Origin of the sequence: Enterococcus sp. DIV2467a, assembly GCF_050532945.1 — a bacterium.
Lineage (GTDB): Bacteria > Bacillota > Bacilli > Lactobacillales > Enterococcaceae > Enterococcus > Enterococcus faecalis.
This window is the reverse complement of record NZ_CP172896.1, coordinates 1478885-1499145: the sequence shown is the minus strand read 5'-3', so window position 1 is coordinate 1499145 and position 20261 is coordinate 1478885. Positions and strand designations below refer to the sequence as shown.

General features: G+C 37.4%; 24 protein-coding genes. 6 read left to right on the top strand and 18 right to left on the bottom strand.

Annotation, left to right across the window (positions count from 1 at the left end; translation table 11 throughout):
* Positions 1-14: 14 nt before the first annotated feature.
* The 6 genes from IGL80_RS07020 to IGL80_RS06995 form a co-directional block, all read right to left on the bottom strand.
* Entirely contained in the window at positions 15-1457 is a 1443-nt protein-coding gene (locus IGL80_RS07020) for a S41 family peptidase (protein WP_002360205.1), read from the bottom strand.
* Between the two features lie 87 nt (positions 1458-1544).
* Positions 1545-1763 carry a YozE family protein gene (locus tag IGL80_RS07015; protein WP_002357449.1) on the bottom strand — a complete coding sequence of 73 codons (219 nt, stop codon included), beginning with the start codon at positions 1761-1763 and terminating at the stop codon, positions 1545-1547.
* Between the two features lie 5 nt (positions 1764-1768).
* Positions 1769-2284 (bottom strand): peptide-methionine (S)-S-oxide reductase MsrA, encoded by a 516-nt coding sequence (gene msrA / locus IGL80_RS07010; protein WP_002357448.1) that lies wholly within the window; start codon positions 2282-2284, stop codon positions 1769-1771.
* 16 nt (positions 2285-2300) lie between these two features.
* On the bottom strand, positions 2301-2954 hold the full coding sequence (locus IGL80_RS07005) for a YpmS family protein (RefSeq protein ID WP_002357446.1): 654 nt from the start codon (positions 2952-2954) through the stop codon (positions 2301-2303).
* Positions 2947-3846 carry an SGNH/GDSL hydrolase family protein gene (locus IGL80_RS07000; protein WP_002365717.1) on the bottom strand — a complete coding sequence of 300 codons (900 nt, stop codon included), beginning with the start codon at positions 3844-3846 and terminating at the stop codon, positions 2947-2949. The genes IGL80_RS07005 and IGL80_RS07000 overlap by 8 nt, the downstream gene beginning before the upstream one ends.
* Before the next feature lie 103 nt (positions 3847-3949).
* A complete protein-coding gene (locus tag IGL80_RS06995; protein ID WP_002357444.1) occupies positions 3950-4792 on the bottom strand; it encodes a DegV family protein in 843 nt (280 codons plus the stop codon).
* A 131-nt stretch (positions 4793-4923) separates the two neighbouring features.
* Here IGL80_RS06995 and trhA point away from each other — a divergent pair, with 131 nt between their 5' ends.
* Positions 4924-5577 (top strand): PAQR family membrane homeostasis protein TrhA, encoded by a 654-nt coding sequence (gene trhA, locus IGL80_RS06990; protein ID WP_002357443.1) that lies wholly within the window; start codon positions 4924-4926, stop codon positions 5575-5577.
* Between the two features lie 193 nt (positions 5578-5770).
* The gene (locus IGL80_RS06985; protein ID WP_002360203.1) at positions 5771-5968 is read left to right on the top strand and encodes a hypothetical protein; all 198 of its coding nucleotides are present in this window, start codon (positions 5771-5773) and stop codon (positions 5966-5968) included.
* 105 nt (positions 5969-6073) lie between these two features.
* Here IGL80_RS06985 and IGL80_RS06980 read toward each other — a convergent pair whose 3' ends face one another.
* From IGL80_RS06980 to IGL80_RS06940, 9 genes are all read right to left on the bottom strand, one after another.
* Entirely contained in the window at positions 6074-6586 is a 513-nt protein-coding gene (locus IGL80_RS06980; RefSeq protein WP_002357441.1) for an adenine phosphoribosyltransferase, read from the bottom strand.
* A 2-nt stretch (positions 6587-6588) separates the two neighbouring features.
* Positions 6589-8901 (bottom strand): single-stranded-DNA-specific exonuclease RecJ, encoded by a 2313-nt coding sequence (gene recJ / locus IGL80_RS06975; RefSeq protein ID WP_002404295.1) that lies wholly within the window; start codon positions 8899-8901, stop codon positions 6589-6591.
* A gap of 154 nt (positions 8902-9055) precedes the next feature.
* Complete coding sequence (locus IGL80_RS06970; protein WP_002357439.1) at positions 9056-9523, bottom strand: LapA family protein; 468 nt, start codon at positions 9521-9523, stop codon at positions 9056-9058.
* A 16-nt stretch (positions 9524-9539) separates the two neighbouring features.
* On the bottom strand, positions 9540-10328 hold the full coding sequence (locus IGL80_RS06965) for an SDR family NAD(P)-dependent oxidoreductase (RefSeq protein ID WP_002357438.1): 789 nt from the start codon (positions 10326-10328) through the stop codon (positions 9540-9542).
* Positions 10329-11270 carry a ribonuclease Z gene (rnz, locus tag IGL80_RS06960; protein ID WP_002360200.1) on the bottom strand — a complete coding sequence of 314 codons (942 nt, stop codon included), beginning with the start codon at positions 11268-11270 and terminating at the stop codon, positions 10329-10331. It lies immediately after the preceding gene.
* A 214-nt stretch (positions 11271-11484) separates the two neighbouring features.
* On the bottom strand, positions 11485-12051 hold the full coding sequence (locus tag IGL80_RS06955; protein ID WP_002360199.1) for a hypothetical protein: 567 nt from the start codon (positions 12049-12051) through the stop codon (positions 11485-11487).
* A gap of 120 nt (positions 12052-12171) precedes the next feature.
* Positions 12172-12417 carry a KH domain-containing protein gene (locus tag IGL80_RS06950; RefSeq protein WP_002357435.1) on the bottom strand — a complete coding sequence of 82 codons (246 nt, stop codon included), beginning with the start codon at positions 12415-12417 and terminating at the stop codon, positions 12172-12174.
* 11 nt (positions 12418-12428) lie between these two features.
* The gene (gene rpsP, locus IGL80_RS06945; protein WP_002357434.1) at positions 12429-12704 is read right to left on the bottom strand and encodes a 30S ribosomal protein S16; all 276 of its coding nucleotides are present in this window, start codon (positions 12702-12704) and stop codon (positions 12429-12431) included.
* A 146-nt stretch (positions 12705-12850) separates the two neighbouring features.
* Positions 12851-13654: a GNAT family N-acetyltransferase gene (locus IGL80_RS06940; RefSeq protein WP_002360197.1), complete on the bottom strand. Its 804-nt coding sequence runs from the start codon at positions 13652-13654 to the stop codon at positions 12851-12853.
* 141 nt (positions 13655-13795) lie between these two features.
* On the opposite strand from IGL80_RS06940, the gene IGL80_RS06935 reads away from it, so the two are divergent.
* The gene (locus IGL80_RS06935; RefSeq protein ID WP_002357432.1) at positions 13796-14350 is read left to right on the top strand and encodes an NADPH-dependent FMN reductase; all 555 of its coding nucleotides are present in this window, start codon (positions 13796-13798) and stop codon (positions 14348-14350) included.
* Between the two features lie 117 nt (positions 14351-14467).
* Positions 14468-15223, top strand: coding sequence for a MerR family transcriptional regulator (locus IGL80_RS06930; protein WP_173965593.1), 756 nt, complete (start codon positions 14468-14470; stop codon positions 15221-15223).
* Positions 15224-15297: 74 nt separating this feature from the next.
* On the opposite strand, the gene ffh is transcribed toward IGL80_RS06930, so the two are convergent.
* From ffh to IGL80_RS06915, 3 genes are all read right to left on the bottom strand, one after another.
* Positions 15298-16716 carry a signal recognition particle protein gene (ffh, locus tag IGL80_RS06925; protein ID WP_002360194.1) on the bottom strand — a complete coding sequence of 473 codons (1419 nt, stop codon included), beginning with the start codon at positions 16714-16716 and terminating at the stop codon, positions 15298-15300.
* A 4-nt stretch (positions 16717-16720) separates the two neighbouring features.
* Positions 16721-17059, bottom strand: coding sequence for a putative DNA-binding protein (locus IGL80_RS06920; RefSeq protein ID WP_002357429.1), 339 nt, complete (start codon positions 17057-17059; stop codon positions 16721-16723).
* An 83-nt stretch (positions 17060-17142) separates the two neighbouring features.
* Complete coding sequence (locus tag IGL80_RS06915) at positions 17143-17607, bottom strand: DUF523 domain-containing protein (RefSeq protein ID WP_002357428.1); 465 nt, start codon at positions 17605-17607, stop codon at positions 17143-17145.
* 162 nt (positions 17608-17769) lie between these two features.
* Here IGL80_RS06915 and IGL80_RS06910 point away from each other — a divergent pair, with 162 nt between their 5' ends.
* Both IGL80_RS06910 and pnpS read left to right on the top strand, forming a co-directional pair.
* Entirely contained in the window at positions 17770-18480 is a 711-nt protein-coding gene (locus IGL80_RS06910) for a response regulator transcription factor (RefSeq protein WP_002360193.1), read from the top strand.
* A complete protein-coding gene (gene pnpS, locus IGL80_RS06905; protein ID WP_002404293.1) occupies positions 18477-20252 on the top strand; it encodes a two-component system histidine kinase PnpS in 1776 nt (591 codons plus the stop codon). Before IGL80_RS06910 ends, pnpS begins: the two co-directional genes overlap by 4 nt.
* The last annotated feature ends 9 nt before the right edge of the window (positions 20253-20261 follow it).

Here is a 20261-nt window from a genome sequence, read left to right as displayed (position 1 = left end):
GTGCCACCTTTTTTCTAGTTTTTTTGAATTTCTTTGACTGCTGTATCGTAGGCAGCGTCATTTTCAAGAATTAATTTACCTAAAGTGGCTTCAATTTTTGTGGCTGTTTCATTGTCGATTTCTCCAGTTACAGGCAAGCCATTTTTCTGTTGAAGATCGCTAACCGCTGCTTTTGTTTCTGCGGTGTAGTTTGCATTGTTTTCATCAATAGGATACGCTAATACAGCTAAAATAGCATTTAAGTTCTGAATATCTTCAGATTGATCTCCTTCTTTTAGCGTTTTATCGCGAGGAATCAATTTTAAATAGGCATACTCGGGGTAATCAGCTTTGATGGTTGGTTCAATTCCTTTTTCGTTGATCCATTCACCTTTTGGTGTTAACCATTTTAAAACAGTCAATTTTATTTCGGTTTGGTCATTTAAATCTTTCACCGTTTGGACCGTTCCTTTGCCAAATGTTTTCGTTCCAATTAGTGGGACATTCGCAGATTCATGCAGTGCTGCAGCAAAAATTTCGGATGCACTGGCACTATTGCCATCAATGATAACTGCAACAGGTTCTTTTACTTTAAAGCCGCCGTCTAATTCTTTGGAAGCAACTTCTTTCATCGTACGTCCTTTTTTGTCTTCAAATTGAACAATTGTTTCGCCATTTTTTAAAAACATACTGGCCATTCGCTCTGCTTGATCTAGCAGTCCACCAGGATTTTGGCGTACATCAATTACAAAGGATTTAGCTCCTTTTTTACGTAAATTCGTGATTGTTTCTTTCAATTCTTGATATGTTTTTTTACCAAAGGACGTAATTTTAATCGAGCCAATTTGTGCATCTTTTTTGTCTAACTCACCTGTCACTGTTTTAACGGGAATTTTCCCACGTTTGATTGAGATATTTTTAGTTTCTCCCTCTCTTTGGATTGTCAATTCAACGGAAGTTCCTTTTTTACCTCGGACTTTTGAGACGACTTCTGCTAGTTTCATCCCTTTTGTAGCTGTACCATCAACTTTTTCAATAATATCGCCTTCTTTGATTCCCGCTTTTTCAGCTGGGGAATCTGCTACAGGGGCCTCTGCTACAACTGGTTCGCCATCTTTCATTGTCATAGTGGCACCAATTCCTTCAAAATTGCCAGATAAGCTTTCATTTAAATCATTGGCAGCAGATTCATTTAGATAAGTTGAGTATGGGTCTCCAATGGCTTCAGACATGCCTTTTAAGGCGCCTTCAACTAATTCATTTTTATCTACTTCACCTACATAATTGGTACTAATTTCATTATATAAATCCTGCACTTTGCTTAAATCAGCATTGGTAATTGCCCCTTCTTGACTCATCTTTTTAACACGATGATCAAAATAAATATAACTACTTCCTCCAGCTAAAAATGCGACACAGAGGAGCGAAATAATATATTGATAAAAAGGAACAGTTCGTTTGTTCTTCATAGATTTCATCTCATTTCTAACAAATTCGTCACTACTTTTGTTTACTATAACATGAATGAAAAAAGAGGAAAAGCTTTGTTTGCTTTTCCTCTGGATTTATTTATTGTTTTCAAGGTACTTTTCCCATAACTCATCAAAGATGTCCATGTTGCTTAAATAGTCAGCATTCATTTCTAAATAAGAAGAAAGTTCATGATAATCCTCGGTTTGTTTTGGAAACTGAATATCTTTGGCCGCTTCATTGGCAAAATCAGTTTCAGGATCTTTAGCCGGACCTTTTAATGTCATTAAGTAATGGTAAAAGCTTCGTCTCATGTAAATTAATCACTCCATTTTTCTTCGATAAATTCACTTCTACGTTGATGGGACAATCCATAACGCAAAGCGTCTTTTTTATAAAAGTCTTGATGGTATTCTTCAGCAGGATAAAATGGTGCTGCTGGTTCGATGGTGGTAACAATTGGTTCTGTAAAACGACCACTATTAGCTAGACGTTCTTTACTTTTCTCAGCAATTTCTTTTTGTTCTTGGGAACGATAAAAAATAACTGGCCGATAATTATCGCCGCGGTCTTGAAACTGACCGAAAGCATCAGTAGGATCTGTTTGTTGCCAATAAATATCCACTAATTGTTCGTAAGAAATAATCGCTGGATCAAAAGTGATTTCTACTGCTTCCGTATGGCCTGTTGTGTGTGTTAGAACCTGTTCATATGTTGGATTAGGCACGTGCCCACCTGTATAACCCGAAACAACTGAGATAATCCCTGGTTGTGTATCAAAAGGCTGCACCATACACCAGAAACAGCCGCCTGCAAAAATTGCTTTTTCTTCCATCTCTAACACTCCTTTTTTATTTCTCTTTTGGCAAGTATATATTCATCCGAATGTCATCGTCAACTAAATTAATCTTTTCTGCTCGAACAAATAGACCATTTTGCATTCTAAACTGATCTAAACGTAATAAAACAGTTTGATCATCTGGATTGATTTCAACCCATTTAGGTAGTTTGTAAGAACGTTTAGCAAATTTCAATACTTCTTTAATTGGCAAGCCTAACGTTCCTATAGATAAACTTTTTGCTTTTAATTGTACATTACCATTCGCCATCACGTAAGGATCAAAATATAAGTAAAAAGGAATGTCATGCCCTAACACCTGAAATGTTCCATTTAATAAAGCATCATTTTCTAAATAAAATTTATATTTAATCTCCGAGCCTTTTTGAAAGTCGGCTAAATAAAAGTCAATCAGTTTGTTCACTTGTTGTTTTTTTGACTGAATGGTGACGACTGGCTCGCCTTCTTTTTCAACAATTGCTGGTATTTTCTTTAAATCTGGTTCGCGAACTTGTGTTGCTCGAAATGTCACGAAAGCTACACTACCAATGACTAAACCCACTAGAACAAGAAAAGCGATTTTCCAGGGATTTCGTTTAAGATTGGTTGGTTGTGTCTTTTTAATTGATTTACTTGTTTTTGGCTTTTCTTCATTCATTTTATTCACTACCTTCTGATTTGGTTATCCATTCTTTCTCTGTCTTGACCATTTCATCCCGGACAGCTCCGGCCATAATTTGGTAGCCAAGATTATTCGGATGGAAGCGATCTTCTTCATATAACAAATTGTTTAAATCCTCTTTGCTAGCACTACTTCCTGTAGTTTCTGAGTCACCACCAGTTACGCCAACTTCATCGCCACGACCTTTATAGAGTAAATCATTGATAGGAATGAAATAGGCTCGTTTTTGCTCTTGAACCATTTCTTCGGTTGCTTGATTCCAGTTATCAACGATTTCTTGCATTTCTGTAATTTCGGAAAAGTTTAAGTAGAAGGGATTGTAAATTCCTAAGACATAAATAGGGGCCTTCTCGTTGTACTCTCGGATTTCTTCAAGTAGTCGTCTTACTCGGCGTTGATAGGCTTTTTGTGGACGATTGAACGAGCTGACTTTCAAGTCGAAAATATTACTACTAATTACTTTCATTAAGTCATTTCCGCCAACCGTTAGCGTAATCACGTCCGCAGAGGCAAGGCCTTTTTGAATTTCAGGTTTTTCTTTGATTCGTTTTAAAATTTGATCACTACGATCCCCATTTTTCCCAAAATTGTCTGTTTGAACACCGTTCAAGTTGTAGTGTTCTTTTAAATCATCTGCCACAATAGGAACAAAACCTCCACTATTCGTCAAATCGCCAATTCCTTCAGTTAAAGAATCACCGATTGCTGTATAATGAATGACTTCTTTTTGATTTTTTTGAGCAGTTGTGGCCACTTTCTCTTGCTTTAATAGTGGCTTTGCTTTGGGGATGGCCACACTTAACAATGTAAAAACACCTAGCGCAATGAGGATAGGTGTTAAGACGGTCAGCAAAATATGCTGTGTTTGTTTTTTCATCTTCGTCACTTCCTTTTAAATAAACCAACAAGAAATTTTCCTTTTCTTGTTAGAAAGAGGTTGCGTCTACTCATTTAAGAGTGAGACCCAACCTCGTTATTTCTTAGTCTGTATAGTACATAATAGCAAAGGCATTTTTTCCTGTATGTGTTGCAATGACTGGATTCGTATGTAATACGGGAATATCCATGTCTTTAAAGATTGCTTGTAATCCTTCTTTGAATCCATTTGCTAGTTCTAGCCCATCCGCATGAGAAATGCCAATTTGTCGAACATTTGGAATCTTACTTAATTCTGATTTCAATTCGTCAAACCATTTATTAAACGTTTTAACGCCGCGGCCTTTCGCTACAGGAATCAATTCCGTATTTTCAAAGTCCATGACAACTTTCATATTAAAAATGTTTGATAATAATCCTGTTGTACGGCTGATTCGTCCACCTTTAACCAAATTATCCAATGTTGAAATGCCGATGTATAATTTGGTATTTTGTTTGACGCGTTCAATTTCAGCTAAAATTTCTGGAACACCCGCTCCCGCTTGTGCCAATTTTGCTGCTTGAATGACTTGGAAAGACAAACCTTGGTCTGTAAAATCGCTATCAATCACCGTTACTTTACTTGATGATAAATTGCTAGCTTGACGGGCCGCTTCAACCGTTCCACTTAAGCCTTTTGTCATGTGAATCGAAATTACTTCACTGCCATCTTCACCTAAGCGATCATATAATTCTACAAATTCACCAATTGGTGGTTGACTCGTTTTGGGTAAGGCCTTCGCATTAGCCATCATGTCCATAAATTTTTCGCCTGGCAAATGATCATCATCTGGATAAACAACGCCATCAACCATAATTGATAAAGGCATCATATGGATATTTAATTCATCTCTAAGACTTTTTTCCATCGTACATGAAGAATCCGTTACGATTTTAACGTTTGTCATAAATTTATCACTCTTTCTTTAAAAGGAACCTGTTTTCATGGTAGAATACCATTAAACGGTTAATTATCTAGTTATAGTATAACAGACACTGCCGAATTTTTCATCAAATTAAAATAAAGGAAGTGAATTTATTGGAAAAAACGCATTTCTCAAAAAAATACCTAATCGTGAACGAAGTCTTGAATGCAGTTACACATGGCATAGGCGCAGGTTTAAGTATTGCTGGCTTAGTCATTTTACTTGTTAAAGGAGCTCGTTTAGGCTCACCGATTCACGTGGTATCTTATGCTATTTATGGCTCCATGTTGATTCTACTTTTTTTATCTTCAACGTTATTTCATAGTTTAATTTTTACAAGAGCCAAAAAGGTCTTTCAGGTCTTCGATCATAGTTCTATTTTCTTATTGATTGCTGGCAGCTATACGCCGTTTTGCTTAATTAGTATTGGCGGTTGGTTAGGTTGGACCTTATTTAGTTTAGTCTGGTTAATCGCCATCGTCGGTATTGTCTATAAATCCCTCACGTTGCATAAACAAGAAACAGTGAAAAACATTTCAACGATTATTTATATTGTTTTAGGTTGGCTCTGTATCATCGCTGCTCGTCCGTTATATGAATCTCTTGGGTTTACAGGAACAGCGTTATTGGTCGCAGGGGGTGTGTCTTACACATTAGGTGCAGCCTTCTATTCATTGAAAAATGTGCGGTTTATGCATGTGGTTTGGCATTTGTTCGTCATGCTTGCAGCGATCCTCATGTATTTTTCTGTTCTCTTTTATACGTAATCACAGCACAATAAGAACACGATGCTCAAAGCATCGTGTTCTTTTATTGCCCTAAATCTCTTTATTATAAAGGATTATTCTTCTTTTCGAATTATTTTAACATAAATTAGTAGAAAAGACTTTACAAAACGAACATACATTCGTATAATAACAATACGAACACTCGTTCGAATCAAATGAAGAGGTGATACACATGGAAGCAATTCGTCGTGTTGGATTTTTATTTTTTGTATTGGTTATAGGTATTTTTTTGGGAACATTAGGATTACGTCTTGCTTTTATGATCGTGACGCCGTTATTTATTCTTTGGTTTATGTCATGGGATGAGAAGCGTTATACACGTACACGTAAACAACAGCAAGCAAGATACGTTTATCGTAAGTTCCCTTAATAAATAATAAAACGGTGTGTTCCCCCCAAGCTACGCTCCGTTTTTATAAATATGTCAAAGAAAGAGCGAAGGATTAAATCCTTCGCTCTTTCTAATTAAATTAGATTAGTATTCCATTAAGGTAACAATATCGTAGCCATCAATTTTATCGCGGCCATGTAAATCCATTAATTCAATTAGGAACGCACAACCAACCACAATACCACCTAATTGTTCGACTAATTCGATGGTTGCTTTAATTGTACCACCAGTTGCTAACAAGTCATCACAAATCAAAACACGTTGGCCTGGTGTGATGGCATCTTTGTGCAACGTTAATGTATCTGAACCATATTCTAAGTCATAAGTCACTTCGATGGTTTCACGAGGAAGTTTTCCTTTTTTACGAACCGGAGCAAAGCCAACCCCTAGTTCATAAGCCACTGGACAGCCGACAATAAAGCCACGAGCTTCCGGTCCTACAACCATATCAATTCTTTTTTCTTTCGCGTAATCCACGATTTGTTTCGTTGCTTCACGATAGGCATCCCCATTAGCCATTAATGGAGAAATGTCACGGAACACGATCCCTTTCTCAGGATAATCTGGAATGCTTGCAATGTAATCTCTTAAATCCATTTTTATTTGTCCTCCTCATTCCACAGCCATTGTTGTATTGTTTGACAATCACTGTAAAGTAGAAATTCTTCTGTTTTTATTTTTTTCAATCGTTGTTGGTACACTTGACTTTCAGTCAATGGTCGATTGTCGGGTTTCTCAATACTGTTTAAAACACCGCTTTCTATTGTAACAAATCCTAAGTCAAAAAACACCTGTATCATGAAAATTAATAATTTTTCTTGGATATTTAAGTAATTTGCCACCTTCGATAGCTGGGAACGTAGATTTACTTCTTTTTGCTGCAAAATAAATTTATACAATGTTGCAAATTGTTCACGTGAAGCCATACCGTTTAAATAAGCTTCTTCTGGTGAAATAAACATCATGTATATACGTTGTATCTCAGTCGCTTCAACAATTTCTTTAACCGTGATTGCTTCCACAGGACAGTCGACAAAAACCAGTTGTTCGATTTGATTTTGAGAAACAGCTTCCACCAATTCTTCTTGGTTTGCCCAAACAATAATATTAGCGGTTGGATCTGAAATGAATTTTTGATTTTTTTCATCAAACAAAAGATAAGCTGTTGCTTCTGAAGGAATTGGTTTCGTTTGATTATTTTTGCCACGAAAATCAAATAATTGTCTTCCCAATACAGCAAAATCAGTCACCATTAATTGTGGTTTCTTACGACCATTCCATTCATTGATGGAAAGTTGGCCTGCCACATCGGCGGTTCCTTGTGCTAGTTCATCCGCTTGAGGCCCCATTTGAAAAGCAATTGCATCCAATTGTGCCCCTTCTTGATTCATTTGAAATTTCAGATGTGCATTATCTGCACCAATTTGCCGAATTTGCGTAGGCGTGATTTCCTTAAATACAAAAGTTGGAACAGTATTATCGGTCCCAAAAGGCGCCAAAATACGCAATTGATCAATAAAAGTAGTCGTGGCCTGCGAAACCGCTAAGCTCTCACTAATGAGCAACTCTTGTCCATTAGCCATATCAATTTGATTTTTTTCAATAAAGTGTGCCAAATGTTCTTGAACAAAAGGAATATTTTCAACAGGTAAAGTCATTCCCGCTGCCATATGATGCCCACCAAAATGAGTGAATTGCTCACGCACTTCGTTCAACGCCTCATAGAGATTCAATGCGCTAATGCTACGTCCAGAGCCTTTAGCGGTCGTACCAGATTCATCTATTGCTAAAATAATGGTTGGTTTCCCCGTTTCTTGCATAATGCGGCCCGCGACAATCCCTAAGACGCCTTCATGCCAGCCTTGTTTCGCTAAAATATGGACCGGCGCATTCGGGTCGATTAAATCCAGGGCTTCTTTGGCAATCGTCGTTACAATGTCTTTTCGTTCATTGTTTTGTTGATCAATATATTTAGCGATTTCCAGCGCTTGCTCTTCATCAAATGTAGTCATTAATTCAACACCTGGTGCGGCTTCCCCTAATCGACCTAACGCATTTAAACGAGGTCCGATGGTAAAGCCAATTGATTCTTCTGAAACAGCTTCCTTTTTCACACCCGCTTCTTGTAGTAAAACGTCTAAACCAATTCGATCACCAGTTTGAATCATTTGAAGGCCCATTTTGACAAACGTTCTATTTTCATCGGTTAATGAAACCAAGTCAGCAATTGTCCCAATTGCTACCAAATCTAATAACTCAATTGGCAATTCACCAAGTAACGCAGTAGCGACTTTGAAAGCCACGCCAACACCAGCTAAATCTCCAAAAGGATAGTCTCCTTGCGGATGTCTAGGGTGGACAATCGCATAGGCTTCTGGTAATTGTTCAGGCAATTCATGATGGTCAGTAACGATTACATCTACCCCTTGAGCCATAGCGTAGTTAATTGCTTCATGTCCAGCTACACCATTATCAACGGTTACAATTAATTGGACTCCTTGTTCAATTTGTTCAGCAAATACGTCTTTATTAGGCCCATATCCATGAACAAAACGATTCGGTAGAAAGTACTGAACCATGCCACCGACTAATTCGATTGCTTCTTTCATAACCGTGGTACTAGTGATGCCATCTGCATCATAATCCCCATAGACAAGGATTTGTTCACCCGCTTCGACGGCTTGCTGGATGCGGGCTACCGCTTTCTCCATATCATGCATTAAGAACGGATCATAAATATCTTCGATAGTCGGATGTAGAAACTTACGTAATGCTTCTTCTGTCCGGATATTGCGGTGCCATAAAAGTTGGCCAATTAATGGATTAATTTGTTCTTTTTTTAATTGTTCTATAAATTCTACAGGTAATTCTGTCTTTGTCTGTAACTGCCATTGATAGTTTGATTTTTTCACGACGTCACTCCTAACCAAGTAATTATAGCAAAATTTTTCCAAAAACTAAAGAAAGCATTTTTTTAAATCTGAGAAAAAAACTGTGATATCTGTTAGATAAATAGCAGATATCACAGTTTTATTTTAAAAGAAACTTAGTGATAAAGTCTCTTCCTTATTTTTGTTCCTCTTCATTCACACGAGGTTTCACATAACGATCAATACGACTACCTGACACAGGCGTTGCGTCTACTTCTGTGTTTGATGTTTGTTCGTTGACCACTGGTTCTGCGACTTGTGGTGCTGCCGCTTGTTTGGCTTGCAAATCAGCCAATTGATTATCAAAAGAACGTTGAACTTTTTCCGTTTCTTCTTTGACTAATTTATCCATATCATTTTTATAAATATCCAACTCTTTTTGTACAGCTTTTAATTCCTTACGTTGGTTCCAAATAGTGGTTGTGGAGGTTAGTAACCCAACTAGTGCGCCAATAATTGCAGAACCTAAAATAATTAAGATTAACGGTCCACTAATTTTAGTAAAACCAAAGTTTACTGGAACAGCTTGATTATTTAAAACAGCAAAAATAACAACAATTAAGACCAACACAAGGCCCAAAATAACACGCCATTGATTTTTCATGACTTGATCGACTCCTTTATTTTTTATTTAAAATATTTCCCGCTATGAAATCTCCTAAATGTGGAAACAATGTATAAAAGCGGGCAGCCGCTTCCATGACAAATGGACGATTAATCTCACGTCGAGAAGTCCCCATACTCCCAACCACTTCTTTCGCTAATTTCGTAGGGTCCAAAACAATTTTATCCACCGCAGCTAGATATGTGCCTGTCGGGTCCGCTTTATCAAAGAATTCTGTTTGGATTGGTCCTGGATTGACAGTCGTTACTGCTACACCCAACGGTTTCAATTCTAAACGTAAAGCATTTGAAAAACCTAACACAGCAAATTTCGTTGCAGAATAAACGGTTGATTTAGCTGTAGCCATCTTCCCAGCCATTGAAGCAACGTTGATAATATGTCCTTGCCCAGCTTCAATCATTTTAATAGCTACTTTTTGAGTAAACGTCATCATTCCTAGAACGTTGACATCAAACATTTGGCGTGCAACAGCCAAGTCAATTTCAACAAAATTTTCAAACAAGCCAAAACCAGCATTGTTGACTAAAACATCTATAGGACCAACTTCTGCTGAAATAGCTTCAACCACACGTTCAACACTTTCTGGATCGGCAATATCTAATTGATAAGAAAATGCTTCTCGTCCGCTTAAAACAGCACACTGCTCGCGAACTTTACCAATCAAATTAATTCTGCGGGCGCAGACAACGACGACCGCCCCTTGTTTAGCTGCTTCATAACAAATTTGTTCACCTAAACCAGCTGAACCTCCAGTTACGACAACGACTTTATTTGTTAAATCCATCTAAGCTCCTCCTTCATTGGCAAATGGAATCTCAATGATATCCATATCTTTTACGATTTTTGTATTGGGGAAAATTTCTTGGGCTTCTTCTTGAAGCTGATAGGCCTCTTTGGTTAAATAACGGGCACTAATATGCGTTAAGATAAGTTGTTTTACTTGCGCTTCTTTTGCAACTTCAGCTGCTTGTTGACTGGTTGAGTGGAAGTAGGCTTTTGCCATTTTTGCTTCGTGTTTATTAAACGTACTTTCATGGACTAAAACATCCGCTCGTCGTGCTAAGGTTACGCTATTTTTGGTTTTGCGAGTGTCTCCTAAAATCGTCACGATTCGTCCAGGTTTACGCTCTCCCACAAACGCTTGTCCATTAATTTCCTGTCCATCAAAAACAATCGTTTCACCACGTTTGAGTTTGCCATACAACGGCCCAGAAGGAATCCCTAAAGCTTGAAGTTTCTCTACTTGTAATTCTCCTTCATGCGCTGCTTCCTCAATTCGATAGCCAAAGCTCGTGATGCCATGGTCCAAGATATTACAGCGAACAGTGAATTGTTTATCTTTAAAAATAACGTCATTTTCTTTCGTTAATTCAATAAATTTCAGTGGATAGGACAACCGCGATTGCGAGACCCGTAAAGAAGTCTTGACAAAGTCAGCAATCCCAACTGGTCCATAGATTTCTAAAGGTTCTGTCCCGCCCTGAAAAGAACGACTACTTAACAAACCAGGTAAACCAAAAATATGATCCCCATGTAAATGTGTAATAAAAATCTTTTCAATTTTTCTTGGGCGAATACTACTTTTTAAAATTTGCAATTGAGTCCCTTCACCACAATCGAAGAGCCAAACTGCATTTCGTTCATCTAATAATTTCAACGCAATCCCTGTTACATTGCGATGTTTTGCTGGTACACCAGCGCCTGTTCCTAAAAATTGTATTTCCATCTGCTACCATACTTTCTTTTAAACTTCCTTTTTATTTTAGAAGAAGTTTGCTCCTTTAGCAAATAATAATTTATCTATTTTCTCAAAGTTTTCTTCTTAGTTTACCGCATTTTACGATAAAATAACAAAAAATTAGCAAACTACCATAAAAAACCGTGATTTCTTAGTATTTTAAAAGACTGTTTCCCTTTATTCAGAAAACAGTCTTTGCTCCTTATTCTTCTTTCGATGTCGCTTCTTTGTGTTGTTCTTTTTTTGCTTGCCACGATTGTTTCGCTTCATTTGCAACTTCGTTCGCATCGTTAATTTCTTGTTGGACTTCCTCTAAATCAAGCCGCGTGATTTCGCCACCTAAGTCAAACATAACCAATTGGTTGAGCGGACGATTGTCTTCTTCTTCTGCAATTAATAATAATCCCGTTTGTCCTTCATCAATCTTTTGAATCACATGTTCAAAAACCGTTTGTGCTTCTTGAATTTCTTTGGCATCTTTGCTTGCACCATACATACTTCCAGCAAACCAGCCAAAAAGAATGCCCAGAGGACCACCTAATATGCCTACTAGCATCCCAATCATGCTATCTTTTGATGTATGATTGTTGCCTGTAAAATCGATAAAATCATTGATTTTAAATTGATGCTGGCCATCATTAACATGCGTAACAACCGCCATTTGCTCACCTTTAAGCTGTCTTTCTGCCTGCATCTTTTTTATTTCGGAAAATGCTTGGTACGATTTACTTTCAATATCAAAGTTCATAATGATAATTCGTTTTGTCATACAAATCGCTCCTTTATTCTGGATACATCTATTTTAGCAAGAAAGGCTTGTCTCTAGCAATGAAAACTTTTTGGTTATGTATAAAAAAAGAAGATAGCTAGGCTACCTCCTTGTTAATGCTTATTTACCATCAAGAATATTTAAACGGACCTTTTTCGGACCATCGATACGTACACTATAAACAATTGTCCGAATTGCTTTTGCAACACGCCCTTGTTTACCAATGATACGTCCAATATCTTCTTTGGCCACAGTCAAATTATACTCGAGGAAATCAGTTGATTCCTCAATTTCTAATGAGACTGCTTCAGGTTGACTGACTAACGGACGGACAATAGTTAAAATTAACTCTTTCACATCTGCCATATTCAATCACCTTATTTCTTAACGTTTTTAGCTTCATGATGTTTTTTCATAACGCCTTCTTTTGAAAGGATGTTACGAACTGTATCAGAAGGTTGCGCACCTTTAGATAACCAATCTAAAACTAAATCTTCTTTTAAAACTACTTCTGCAGGGTCTTTCAAAGGGTTGTAAGTACCTACAGTTTCGATGAAACGTCCATCACGAGGAGAACGAGAATCAGCTACTACAATACGGTAAAAAGGACTCTTTTTAGAACCCATACGTTTTAAACGAATTTTAACTGCCATTATTAAATACACCTCCATTAACTTAATCACAAGAGTTAGTTTAACAGATTAACAACAACCTGTAAAGAGTTTTTTCTTGACACCTTTACTTTTTTTCAATTTTTTTAGCCAATTTGCAGGAAAACAAACGAAATAATGAAGAATTTTTACAAAATTTGATAATAGTTGTACTGGTTTCTCACTTGAAAGCCTTCTGTTTGATAGAGATGAAGCGCTGCTTGATTTTCTGTTTCAACTTCTAAAAAAATAGTCGCTGAAGCTGAATTTTCTAAAATCATTCGGAGCGCAGACTGTAACACTTGACGGCCAAGACCGCGACCTCGTTGCGTTTTTGTCACAACAAAGCCATAAATCCCCCATTCGTTTTCAAAATGATCCAAACGTAGCGTGGCTAAAAGTTGATTGTTTTCTTTATAAATAAGTGTTCGTTGAAGGTCCTCCGGCAAAGGCGTACCTTCTAGTAACCTAGCCAAGGAATGCAAATCAGCCACTTGTGGTCGGAGAAGTGTCAGCTTCGCCAATTCCTGTGAGTAAGTTTCTCTTTGAAAAACCAGATACTGTTCTGAAAAAGCTGGCACAATTCCTTGTCTATTAAAATAATTCAGGCCAACAGATTGCTTGTCGTCCATCACGAGAAAGACTTCTTTCATTCCCCACAAAGCTGCTTGCTTTTCGAGTTCTTGAACAAGTTCTTCAAAAAATGGCCCTACATTTGGCGCAACAATCGTCGCTTCCAAGGTTTCCCCATCAAAACAATACCCTACGATATACGCTTGTATGGTTTGTTCCTTCCTGTATAAACCATAATAAGTATAAGCTGATTCCTCAGGAAATGTTTGTTCCAATTTATAAAAAGTTCCTTGTTTAATCATTTCCTTGTTTTTTAATTCAGTCAATGTTTGTTTCTCCAACTGTGTTAACTGTCGGCGCCAATTTATTTTTTTATTCAAGCAGTTGCTCCTTTACTCATCCTTTTACTAGCTATTATACGTGAAGTTACGAAGTTCAACAATGTACAAGGATAAAACGTTTGCGCTTTTTTTGAAAAAGTACTATCATAAAGTAAGTAAAAGAAAAATGGAGGGATTTACATGACAAAAAAAATTGGTATTTTTGTAGGGAGTTTAAGAAAAGATTCATTTAACAAATTGGTAGCAAAAACAATGGCGGACTTATTTCCAGCTGATTTCGAACCTGTTTTTATTAACATTGGTGATTTAGAATTATACAATCAAGATTTGGATGATGAAGGAACCCCCACCGAAGCTTGGACAACATTCCGTGAAGAAGTCAAACAAGTAGATGGTGTGATGTTTGTAACACCAGAATATAACCGTTCAGTACCAGCTGTTTTAAAAAATGCATTGGATGTCGGTTCACGTCCGTATGGCGAAAGCGTTTGGGATAAAAAACCAGGACTTGTGGTGAGTGTTTCACCAGGTGCAATTAGCGGATTTGGTGCGAACCATCATTTAAGACAATCATTAGTCTTCTTAAATGTTCCAACTTTACAACAACCTGAAGCCTATATTGGCGGTATTACGAACTTAATTGGTGAAGATGGTAAAATTATTGATGGCACTGTTGGCTTCTTACAATCAATTGTAGATGCTTACGTGGATTTCTTTAATCGCTTAACTGCCTAATTGAATCAATCGAGAAAAAGTGAGGCAACTTTTTAAAGGTTGTCTCACTTTTTTTATTTTTTTGCTTGACCCTCTCGTTACGTAAAGGTTTATGATAGATTTTGTCAGGAGGAATGAATGATGGAATATACAATTAAAAAAATGGCTTCACTATCTGGCGTCAGTGCACGGACGTTACGATATTATGATGAAATTGGTCTTCTTCAACCAGCCAGAATTAATTCTTCTGGTTATCGAATTTACGGGCAAGCCGAGGTGAATCGTTTGCAACAAATTCTTTTTTACCGTGAATTGGATCTGAAACTAGATGAAATTAAAGAAATTTTGGAGCAACCTGACTTTAATGTTGAACAGGCTTTATACGAGCATCAACAAAAACTATTGGAAAAGCGCAATGAAATTGATCGTCTTTTAGCCTCTGTTCAACAAACCTTACACCATTACAAAGGAGAGATAAACATGTCAGATCAGCAAAAATTCGAAGCATTCAAACAACAAAAAGTTCAAGAAAACGAAGAAAAATATGGTAAAGAGATTCGGGAAAAATATGGCAACGAAACGATTGAACAAGCCAAAAAAAAATATTTAAACTTGACGGAAAAAGACATGCAAGCAATGCAGAACGTGGAAAAAGATTTATTTTCTAAGTTAGCCATGTATCAAAAATCACCCAAGTTGACTAGCCAACTTGCGCAAGAAATTTTCCAATTACACAAAGATTGGTTAATGTACTCTTGGTCAAGCTATTCGCCAGAAGCACATAAAGGGTTAGGGCTTATGTATGTTGGTGATGAACGATTTACGTCATATTATGAACAACACGGCGCTGGTTTTGCCGAATCGTTAAACGCAATTATCCAAAACTACGCTTAAACAGAAAGTGCGCCATCAGTCGAAGAGACTGATGGCGCACTTTCTGTTTCTTACGATAATTAACTAAAGCCTGTTTATCTTTTTTTCTTTTTCTTCTTTTTGTTTTTCTTCATCATACGATTCATAGCCATTTTACCTAGCTTGCCTTTAACGCCGCCACCTAACATTTGATCCATACCAGGAATGTTCATATCCCCTTTGGACATTTGTTGCATCATTTTTTTGGATTCTTTAAATTGTTTAATCATACGATTGACTTCAACCACACTATTTCCTGAACCAGCTGCAATTCTGCGGCGGCGACTAGGATTTAATAGATCAGGATTTTCACGTTCTGCAGGGGTCATTGATAAGACCATCGCCCGTTTCCGTGCCACATCTTTTGGATCGACTTTGACATTTTCAATACCAGGCATGTTACTCATTCCAGGGATCATTTTTAATAAGTCCTCAATCGGTCCCATGCCCATAACTTGATCCAATTGCTCAATAAAATCGTTAAAGTCAAAACTGTTTTCTTTCATTTTTTGAGCAAGTTCTTCTGCTTTTTTCTCATCGTAATCTTGTTGCGCTTTTTCAATTAGCGTCAACATGTCCCCCATACCTAGGATACGACTCGACATACGATCGGGATGGAAAATTTCTAAATCGGTTAATTTTTCACCAGAACCGACAAATTTAATCGGAGCGCCCGTTACTGCCCGAATTGACAGCGCAGCCCCCCCACGAGTATCGCCGTCCATTTTGGTAATAACAACCCCAGTAATTCCAAGCTGTTCATTAAAACTATCTGCAACGTTGACAGCATCTTGCCCCGTCATCGCATCAACAACTAACAGAATTTCATTGGGATTAGCCAACTCTTTAATTTGTTTCAATTCGTCCATTAAAGCTTCGTCAATGTGTAAACGGCCGGCCGTATCAATTAAGACATAATCATTTTTCTTTTCTTTTGCTAATGCTAACCCTTGACGAACAATTTCCACTGGATTAGCATCTGTTCCCATATCAAAAACGGGAACTTCTAATTGTTGACCTAAAACCTTCAACTGATCAATCGCTGCTGGACGATAAACGTCACCAGCGATTAAAAGCGGACGAGCGTTTTCAGTTTTCATTAAGTGTTTTGCTAATTTACCAGTAAAAGTTGTTTTACCAGCCCCTTGTAACCCTGTCATCATAATCACTGTCGGGATTTTTGGAGATTTATTCAGTTCAACCGTTTCTGAACCTAACGTTTTCGTTAATTCTTCATCAACAATTTTTACAATTTGTTGGGCTGGTGATAAGCTTTCTAATACTTCGACTCCTACTGCCCGTTCTCTGACGCGTTTTGTGAAATCTTTGACCACTTGTAAATTAACGTCGGCTTCTAATAAAGCCAAACGGATTTCTCGCATCATTTCTTTTACGTCGGCTTCGGAAACTTTTCCCTTACGACGGATTTTACTCATTGCCTGTTGTAGGCGGTTTGTTAAACTCTCAAAAGCCATAGTTTCATTCCTCTATTTCTTGAATTTGTTCAATATATTTTTTGATTTCACTATCTTTGGGATAAGTTTCTTGAACATACTGCTGTAGTTGTTCAAGATATTCTTTCCGTACAACATAGTTTGAATAAAGATGTAACTTTTTTTCGTATTCTTCTAAAATTTTTTCGGTTCGTTTAATGTTATCATAAACCGCTTGGCGACTAACCTCATATTCTTCCGCAATTTCTCCTAAAGAAAAGTCATCAGCATAGTAAAGCTCCATATAATTCATCTGCTTTTCCGTTAATAATGTCGAATAAAATTCAAATAACGCATTCATGCGGTTTGTTTTTTCCATTTCCATGAGCCGTGCTCCCATCTTCAATCCCTTATAGGTTACCGATTTCATAGGGAATAGTCAATCTTTTTTTACTAAGTTTTTACCTTTTAAAAAGAAATGTCCGCAAGTTGCCATGTTTCTTCAGAATAAACGGTCATTCCTTGTTGAATAAAATAAGCAGTTGCGACTCCAACTCCAGCTTTTTTAATGCCAGAAAATTGTCCATCATAAATCAGCTGGCTGCCACAGCTGGGACTTTTTTCTTTCAAAATCAAGGTTGTAATTTGTTGAGTTTTTAATTTTTGATACGCGCGTTGTGCCCCTGCTTTAAATGCCTCAGTCACATCTTCCCCGTTATCCGTATATACATAAGCAGTATTCGCCCAAACATCAAAGCCATCCCCGCCAATGATTTCTGCTGGCGGACGTGGAATAGGCAACTCTCCTAAAACTTCGGGACAAATCATTATTGCTTTTCCATTAGTTACAAGTTGTTTTAACGCTTCTTGTTCTTGAGATTTTCCATCGTAACGGCAACAAATCCCACCTAAGCAACTACTAATACCAATCATTCGCTTCTCCTCATTTCATTTCTCTATTATACCATGAGTTGACTTTTCTCAAAAGTAGCATTCTCGCTTACTTTAAAGTACGTTCTTCCTCTAAAAATATGTTAAACTAACAATAGTGAAATATACACTTATTTTCAGAAATTTCTTGAAGGAGTTATGTAAATGAAAAAAGTTCTTGTCGTCGATGATGAACCATCGATTTTAACTTTGTTAACCTTTAATTTGGAAAAAGAAGGCTATCAGGTGACTACTTCCGAAGATGGTAAAAACGGCTTCGAATTAGCTTTGTCTAATCAATATGATTTTATAATTTTAGATGTAATGCTTCCTGGTATGGATGGCTTAGAAATTACCAAAGCACTTCGTCGAGAAAAAATTGACACGCCTATTTTGATTTTAACTGCCAAAGATGAACAAGTAGATAAAATCATCGGCTTAGAAATTGGGGCAGATGATTATTTAACAAAACCTTTTAGTCCCAGAGAAGTCCTAGCACGCATGAAAGCTATTTTTCGTCGTTTAAAACCTACCACGACCGAACCGCTTCAAGAGGACACACCTAAAGCTCCGCTTGTGATTGGCGAGATTCGTGTGGATGAACAAAATTATGAAGTCTTTGTGCGCAATCAGCCCATTGAACTAACACCGAAAGAATTTGAATTACTCGTTTACTTTATGAAACGCAAAGATCGGGTCATTAATCGGGAAACCTTGTTGGAACGAATTTGGCAATATGACTTCGCTGGACAAAGTCGCATCGTCGATGTCCACATTAGTCATTTACGTGATAAAATCGAGCCTGATCCCAAACGGCCCGTTTACTTAGTAACTGTCCGTGGCTTTGGCTACCGTTTTCAGGAGCCAAAACGATGAAAAAGAGACTGCGGATTGAATATTTTTTAGTTGCGGCAGTCATGCTTTTATTATTTGTCGGAAGTATTGCAGCGACCAATTTTTTCTTTCAAAAAGAAATGGTTGCTCAGCAAGAAACCTATTTAAGAAGAAAAAATACCCTTTTAACAGACCAGTTGCCCCCTTCCGTTTTCGAAAAAGGGCAACTGACAAACCAACAACAACTCCTTGTCACCCATGCGTTAGATGATGCAGAAGAACGGGTAACTTTGTTGCAAAAAAATGGTACCGTCTTTTTTGACAGCAGCCAAAATGAACCGCTAGAGTCGCACAAAAAACGACCTGAAATCGCTGCGGTTCTATCAGGAGCTACCTATGGTTCAGCTTTACGAAAGAGTAAAACGTTAAATAAAGAACTTCTGTACGTTGCCACGCCTGTTTTAAAATCAGGAGAAATCGTTGGTATTATTCGGATTTCGGAACAAACCGCGCTATTTTCTAAAAATATCCAATCTTTTCGTCGCTATATTATCTTTACATTTGGCATCTTGTTCCTACTAATTACCTTGTTTATCTTTTTATTGTTACGGCAAAAAAATCAACCGCTAGTGACTGTCTTACCGATTCTGAAACGAATGCTTAAACATCCAGATGAAAATCGATCCATTATCCAGCAATCTTCTGAATGGAATGAACTTTACGAAACTATTAACTTACTGAGTCAACAAGTAAGTCAAACGTATAAAGCGTATACGTCTGCGGATGAGCAATTTCACGAACTTTTAGATGAGTTGATGATTGGTGTCTTTATCATTGATACGCAAGGACGGCTTCGTCTGTTGAACCCTAAAATGCAGGAAATGTTAGGACTCTCTGCTAAAAATATGCAAAGCAATTATCTTGAAGTGATTCAAGACGCCGATTTGATTCATTTAATCCATCAAGTCGTCGCTGAAAAAAACAGCTTACATCAAGAAATCACTGTGACACAGGGACCAACACCTTTACGCTTAGATCTTTCTCTTCGTTACTTGGATGATCAAAGTGCCAATGATTATCAAGTGTTAGGAATTGCCTATGATTTAACGCGCGTTCGCCAACTAGAAAAAATGCAAAAAGATTTTGTATCAAACGTGTCTCATGAATTAAAAACGCCTGTCACTTCTCTTTTGGGCTTTACCGAGACACTCATAGATGGCGCCAAAGAAGATCCGAAAGTCCTTGATCAATTTTTGCACATCATGCAAAAAGATGCCCAGCGTCTGCAACAATTAATTCAAGAAATTTTAGAACTTTCTCGGGGTGGCGCAACAATTCCTTATGCAGAACAAGAAATTACTTTAGAAAAATTTATTACAGAAATTCTCGGTTCTTATCAGCAACAATTGGCAGCAAAACAGCTGAAAACAGTCGTTCATGGTCTGCCAGAGAGCCAGTTTTTCACCAAATACGAATTGTTTTATCCAATCGTGAAGAATCTAATTGAAAATGCCATTCAGTATTCCCAAGAAAATGGTCAGATTACTATTTCTTATGCTATTGAAAATCAGCAATTACGTTTATCTGTTCAAGATACTGGCATTGGCATTAGTCAAAAAGACCAAGAACGGATCTTTGAACGGTTCTATCGTGTCGATAAAGCACGTAGCCGTCATTCTGGTGGCACCGGTCTAGGTCTAGCTATTGTCCAAAATTACACAGAATTATTAGGCGGTAAAATCGCCATTGATAGTCACTTAGGCTTAGGGACCACTTTTACAATCACCTTGCCTTTAACAAAAAAAGAAGCCTAAAAAAAACTC